This is a genomic window from Streptomyces sp. NPDC059142, from assembly GCF_042755665.1.
Lineage (GTDB): Bacteria > Actinomycetota > Actinomycetes > Streptomycetales > Streptomycetaceae > Streptomyces.
On sequence record NZ_JBHZDA010000093.1, the window covers coordinates 22,076 to 28,629 of the forward strand.

Sequence of the window (6,554 nt, forward strand, 5' to 3'; positions counted from 1 at the left end):
CCAAAAACATCGTCTTAAGATTCTTTTTTTTAAACTACACATATAAATAATTTTTCTTACCGGTTCCGGGTCGACCCGCCCGTATCGGTGACCCGGCCGGCGAACCCGTCAGACCTCTTCGACGCTGCTCGGCTCGCGCCGGGACAGGTCGATACCGAGCTCCTCCGCCGCGCGGAAGACGTCCTCGTCCGTGTCACGCATCTCGATGGACATACCGTCCGAGGACAGCACCTCCACGTTGAGGCAGAGCGACTGCATTTCCTTGATGAGCACCTTGAAGGACTCGGGAATGCCGGGCTCAGGGATGTTCTCGCCCTTGACGATGGCCTCGTAGACCTTCACGCGGCCGGTCACGTCGTCGGACTTGATCGTCAGCAGCTCCTGGAGGGCGTACGCGGCGCCGTAAGCCTCCAGCGCCCACACCTCCATCTCACCGAAGCGCTGGCCACCGAACTGAGCCTTACCACCCAGCGGCTGCTGGGTGATCATCGAGTACGGGCCGGTCGAGCGGGCGTGCAGCTTGTCGTCGACCAGGTGGTGGAGCTTGAGGATGTACATGTACCCGATCGAGATCGGGTCGGGGAACGGCTCACCGGAGCGGCCGTCGAACATCCGGGCCTTACCGGAGCCCTTGACCATCCGCTCGCCGTCGCGGTTCGGGATCGTCGACTCGAAGAGACCCGAGATCTCGTCCTCGCGGGCGCCGTCGAAGACCGGGGTGGCGACATTGGTGCCGGGCGCGACGTCGTCGGCGCCGATGGACTTCAGCCGCTCCATCCACTCCTCGTTGCCCTCGACCTTCCAGCCCTGGCTGGCGAGCCAGCCGAGGTGGATCTCCAGGACCTGTCCCGGGTTCATTCGGGACGGGACACCCAGCGGGTTGAGGATGATGTCGACCGGGGTGCCGTCCTCCAGGAACGGCATGTCCTCGATCGGCAGGATCTTCGAGATGACGCCCTTGTTGCCGTGACGGCCGGCGAGCTTGTCGCCGTCCGTGATCTTGCGCTTCTGGGCGACGTAGACGCGGACGAGCTGGTTGACGCCGGGCGGCAGCTCGTCGCCCTCCTCGCGGTCGAAGACGCGGACGCCGATGACCTTGCCGACCTCGCCGTGCGGCACCTTCAGCGAGGTGTCGCGGACCTCACGGGCCTTCTCGCCGAAGATCGCGCGGAGCAGACGCTCCTCCGGGGTCAGCTCGGTCTCACCCTTGGGCGTGACCTTGCCGACCAGGATGTCCCCGGCGACGACCTCGGCACCGATACGGATGATGCCGCGCTCGTCGAGGTCCGCGAGGACCTCCTCGGAGACGTTCGGGATGTCCCGGGTGATCTCCTCGGGGCCGAGCTTGGTGTCCCGGGCGTCGACCTCGTGCTCCTCGATGTGGATCGAGGAGAGGACGTCGTCCTGGACCAGCCGCTGGCTGAGGATGATGGCGTCTTCGTAGTTGTGGCCCTCCCACGGCATGAACGCCACGAGGAGGTTCTTGCCGAGCGCCATCTCACCCTGCTGGGTGGCGGGCCCGTCGGCGAGGACCTGGCTCTCGACGACCCGGTCGCCCTCGTTGACGACAACCTTCTGGTTGACCGAGGTGCCCTGGTTGGAGCGGGAGAACTTGGCGATGCGGTACGTGGTGTACGTACCGTCGTCGTTGGCGACGGTGATGTAGTCCGCGGAGACCTCCTGGACCACACCTTCCTTCTCCGCCTTGACGACGTCACCGGCGTCGACCGCGCAGCGGTACTCCATGCCGGTGCCGACGAGCGGCGCCTCGGACGTGATCAGGGGCACGGCCTGACGCATCATGTTCGCGCCCATGAGGGCACGGTTGGCGTCGTCGTGCTCCAGGAACGGGATCATCGCGGTCGCGACCGACACCATCTGGCGCGGCGAGACGTCCATGTAGTCGACGTCGTCGCCGGGGATGTAGTCGACCTCGCCGCCACGGCGGCGGACCAGCACGCGGGGCTCCGTGAAGCGCATCTCCTCGGAGAGCGTCGCGTTGGCCTGCGCGATGACGAAGCGGTCCTCCTCGTCGGCGGTCAGGTAGTCGACGTCGTCGGTGACGACGCCCTCGACGACCTTGCGGTACGGCGTCTCCACGAAGCCGAACGCGTTGACCCGGCCGTACGAGGCGAGCGAGCCGATCAGACCGATGTTCGGGCCTTCAGGGGTCTCGATCGGGCACATGCGGCCGTAGTGCGAGGGGTGCACGTCACGGACCTCGAAGCCGGCCCGCTCACGCGAGAGACCACCCGGGCCGAGCGCCGACAGACGGCGCTTGTGGGTGAGACCCGAGAGCGGGTTGTTCTGGTCCATGAACTGCGAGAGCTGGCTGGTGCCGAAGAACTCCTTGATGGAGGCGACGACCGGCCGGATGTTGATCAGGGTCTGCGGCGTGATCGCCTCGACGTCCTGGGTCGTCATGCGCTCGCGCACGACGCGCTCCATCCTCGCCAGACCCGTGCGGACCTGGTTCTGGATGAGCTCGCCGACGTTGCGCAGACGGCGGTTGCCGAAGTGGTCGATGTCGTCGGTCTCGACGACGATCTGGGTGCCGTTCTCGCCGACCGTCTCGGTCTCACCGGCGTGCAGCTTGACCAGGTACTTGATGGTCGCGATGACGTCGTCGGTGGTGAGGACGCCGGCGTCCAGCGGCTCGTCCGCGCCGAGCTTCTTGTTCACCTTGTAGCGGCCGACCTTCGCGAGGTCGTAGCGCTTCGGGTTGAAGTAGAGGTTCTCGAGCAGCGTCTGGGCCGCCTCGCGCGTCGGCGGCTCGCCGGGACGCAGCTTGCGGTAGATGTCGAGGAGCGCGTCGTCCTGACCCTGGGTGTGGTCCTTCTCCAGGGTGGCGCGCATGGACTCGTACTCGCCGAACTCCTCCAGGATCTGCTCGGTCGTCCAGCCGAGAGCCTTGAGGAGGACGGTGACGGACTGCTTGCGCTTGCGGTCGATACGGACACCGACCATGTCGCGCTTGTCGATCTCCATCTCCAGCCAGGCACCCCGGGACGGGATGATCTTGGCGGAGAAGATGTCCTTGTCGGACGTCTTGTCGATGGAGGAGTCGAAGTACACACCCGGCGAGCGGACGAGCTGCGACACGACGACACGCTCGGTGCCGTTGATGACGAAGGTGCCCTTGTTCGTCATGAGCGGGAAGTCGCCCATGAAGACCGTCTGGGACTTGATCTCGCCGGTCTCGTTGTTGGTGAACTCGGCGGTCACGAAGAGCGGGGCGGCGAACGTGAAGTCGCGGTCCTTGCACTCGTCGATCGAATTCTTCGAGGGCTCGAAGCGGTGGTCGCGGAAGGTCAGCGACATCGACCCGGAGAAGTCCTCGATCGGGGAGATCTCCTCGAAGATCTCCTCCAGACCGGACTTCCTGGGGACGTCCTGTCCACTCTCGACAGCCGCCTCGACACGAGCCTTCCAGGCGGGGTTGCCGAGCAGCCAGTCAAAGCTCTCGGTCTGGAGCGCCAGGAGGTTCGGAACCTCAAGGGGCTCCTTGATCTTTGCAAAGGAGATGCGCAGCGGGGCAGTGCTTGCGCCGTTGTTCGTATTCGTGGTCGAGGCGTTGCGCGAGGCGGCCAAGAGGGGGTCCTTCCGAGGGCTCGGACTCACTACGCGCGTACCGGTGTCCCAAGCGGGGCATCGAGAGGGAAAGCCCAGTTCAGAGCTTTTCTTTCACCGATGCTCATGCGAGGGGGTGCCCCTGGTGACGGGCAGGGAGCAGCTAACAGGCAGCGCAAAGGGTCAGTGTAGCCACTTGGCACACTGATGTCCAGAGCGGGTTTTCCGACACCCTCGTTGTTCTCAACACCCTTGTCTCAACCGCTGCAAGCCTCGCGCCGCAGGCGCACACCATTACTGCCCTCTTCGCCACCGATCCATGCCTCGGATCCGGATCGATTGTGACGACGCGTCCTGAGAATTGCGCGCTCCGTGCGGTTCGTCAAGGCCCCCCACCCCATGCGGAAGGTCACTGGGCGTACGGCGGCACGGCGATGATCACGATACTCGCCGACAGCCGAAGAGCAAGGCAGCCCCTGCGGGAACGCGGAAGAGCGACCACCCGACTGGGTGATCGCCCTTCACGTCAACGCCGCGCCGCGGGGCACCACGCGTGGGGTGCCCTGCGGCGCCGGGACTGCCGCCGGTCCGCCCGGGCCCCTCGCGGGGCCCTCAGCGGCCGGTGACGGACCCGTACGGGGTCACTTGACCTCGACGGAGGCGCCGGCGGCCTTGAGGGACTCGGCAGCCTTCTCGGCGGCCTCCTTGGCGACCTTCTCGACGACGGGCTTGGGGGCGCCGTCCACGAGGTCCTTGGCCTCCTTGAGGCCCAGGGAGGTCAGCTCGCGCACGACCTTGATGACCTGGATCTTCTTCTCGCCGGCACCCGTGAGGATGACGTCGAACTCGTCCTGGACCTCTTCGGCCTCGGCGGCGACAGCGGCGCCACCGGCGGCGGCAGCGGCGACCGGGGCGGCGGCCGTGACGTCGAACTTCTCCTCGAAGGCCTTCACGAAGCCGGAGAGCTCGATGAGGGTCATGTCCTCGAACTGCGCGAGCAGCTCGTCCTGGGTGAGCTTCGCCATGATGGCGGTCCTTCCACTAATTCGGCTGGTGCCGTATGTACAGTTCCGCGGGCGTACCGGCCCGCTGTGACCGACCGGGTGTGATCACCCGGGACCGAGCGTGATTACTCGGAGTCGGCCTCGACGGGGGCCGGCGTACCGGCACCGTCCTGCTCTTCCTTCTGGGCACGAAGAGCTTCCGCGGTGCGGACGAACTTCGACGGAAGCGCCTGGAAGAGAGCGGCAGCCTGCGACTGCTTGCCCTTCATGGCACCGGCCAGCTTGGAAAGCAGAACCTCACGGGACTCGAGGTCCGCGAGCTTCTTGATCTCGTCGGCGCTGAGCGCCTTGCCGTCAAGGACACCGCCCTTGATGACGAGATTGGGGTTGTCCTTGGCGAAGTCACGAAGACCCTTCGCCGACTCCACCGGGTCACCGGTGACGAAGGCAACCGCCGTCGGACCCGCGAACAGGTCGTCCAGCGTGTTGATCCCGGCCTCGTTGGCCGCGATCTTGGTCAGCGTGTTCTTCACCACGGCGTACTGGGCGTTCTCACCGAGAGAACGACGCAGCTCCTTGAGCTGCGCCACGGTGAGACCCCGGTACTCGGTCAGCACGGCGGCGTTCGAGCTGCGGAACTGATCCGCCAGCTCGGCTACCGCGGCAGCCTTGTCGGGCCTTGCCATGAGCGTCGGCCTCCTTCCGGGTGATGAGGACCGCTCAGAAGGGGCTGGGCAAAACGAAACGCCCCGGCGCAGGCGCACGGGGCGTAGCTCGACCGAATGGGATCCGGGAGCTTTCCACAGTCACCTGCGCAGGTCGTCCGCAGCTAGCGGATCCTTCGGCCACCGCACCCTCTTACGAGCACACGGCAACGACCAGCGGTCTTTGGCTTCTGGGGAAGAGTACGTGAGTGTTGTGCGGTACGGCAAATCAGCTTGCGGCGCCCCCGGCGCCCTCGTCCGCCAGGCCCGCCATCATCTCGGCGATGTCGAAGGTCTCACCGGCCGGCGGGGTCGCGACCTGCGTCTTCGCCCCGTAGTCCGAGTAGCGCGTGGAGATCTTCATCGCACCCTCGGAGGTCTTCATGGCGATGTCCATCCGCACCGGGTAGTCGTCCTCGTTGACCCAGACCTCGGTGTCGTACGTCTCCATGCCCGACTTCTTCAACGAGTCCAGCAGCGCCGTGCGCTCCTGCTCGTCGAGGACGGCGAGCGAGTCGTTGGACTTCATCATCTCGTCGACGCTCAGCGTGCCCTTGTAGTGCTCGGCGTCGACGCCGTCCACCTTCTCGGAGCCGACGTGCTTGAGCTGCGGCGAGTCGAGCAGCAGGGCGAGCTGCTGGGCCGGGTCCTGGTTCATGTTCTCCAGGCCGCCGGTCATCTGCTTCTCCAGCGCCTTGTCGCCCGACGCCTTGGCCGCGGCGGCCATGTCGAGCTTCATCCAGCGCTTGCCCTCCATCTCCTTCGCGGCCTCGGCACCCATGTCCATGTACATGACGTTGTCGACCCAGACCATGCGGATCTCCGAGAGACCGGAGGTCTCGGCGCTCAGCGCGTCGCCCTTCATCGTCATGTCCATCACGGACGGGTCCCACCCCATGACCCCGGACATCTCGATGTCGCCCTTGACCACGCCCGCCGACTCCGGCATCGACATCGTCATCCGGACCTTGGCGGACTTGGCCTCGGAGGTCTTCTTGTAGGCCGCGGCGATGACCTCGGAGGCGCTGGACCCCGCCGGGGCCTTCTCGGCCGCCGGGGCGCTCTTCTTCTCCGTACCGCCGTCGTCCTGGCATCCCGCGACACCGGTCATCACGGCCACCGCGGTCAGACAGACGCCCCCGCGCTTCCATACGGACATGTTCATGAGTCCCACCCCTTGTCGTACGTTCAACTGCTGTGAACGGTAACGCACAGGTCTGACACAGCCTCGTACCCCGATAGTCGGGGGGGGCCGGGTCGGGCGGGCTGGGGGTGG

Annotated in this window: 4 protein-coding genes; all 4 read right to left on the bottom strand. The window is 65.9% G+C overall.

Translation table 11 applies throughout. From position 1 onward, the window contains the following. Nucleotides 1–108 precede the first annotated feature (108 nt). Complete coding sequence (gene rpoB / locus ACFXPK_RS26645; protein WP_385079316.1) at nucleotides 109–3,591, bottom strand: DNA-directed RNA polymerase subunit beta; 3,483 nt, start codon at nucleotides 3,589–3,591, stop codon at nucleotides 109–111. 620 nt (nucleotides 3,592–4,211) lie between these two features. Beyond that, entirely contained in the window at nucleotides 4,212–4,595 is a 384-nt protein-coding gene (gene rplL / locus ACFXPK_RS26650) for a 50S ribosomal protein L7/L12 (RefSeq protein WP_329828549.1), read from the bottom strand. A 104-nt stretch (nucleotides 4,596–4,699) separates the two neighbouring features. Continuing rightward, nucleotides 4,700–5,260, bottom strand: coding sequence for a 50S ribosomal protein L10 (gene rplJ, locus ACFXPK_RS26655; protein ID WP_385004575.1), 561 nt, complete (start codon nucleotides 5,258–5,260; stop codon nucleotides 4,700–4,702). A gap of 247 nt (nucleotides 5,261–5,507) precedes the next feature. After that, a complete protein-coding gene (locus tag ACFXPK_RS26660; RefSeq protein ID WP_385004573.1) occupies nucleotides 5,508–6,443 on the bottom strand; it encodes a hypothetical protein in 936 nt (311 codons plus the stop codon). Nucleotides 6,444–6,554 lie beyond the last annotated feature (111 nt).

Excerpts from the sequence above, each read along its gene's own strand:
- rplL (WP_329828549.1), bottom strand. The coding sequence starts at position 4,595 with ATGGCGAAGCTCACCCAGGACGAGCTGCTCGCGCAGTTCGAGGACATG.
- rplJ (WP_385004575.1), bottom strand. The coding sequence starts at position 5,260 with ATGGCAAGGCCCGACAAGGCTGCCGCGGTAGCCGAGCTGGCGGATCAG.
- ACFXPK_RS26660 (WP_385004573.1), bottom strand. The coding sequence starts at position 6,443 with ATGAACATGTCCGTATGGAAGCGCGGGGGCGTCTGTCTGACCGCGGTG.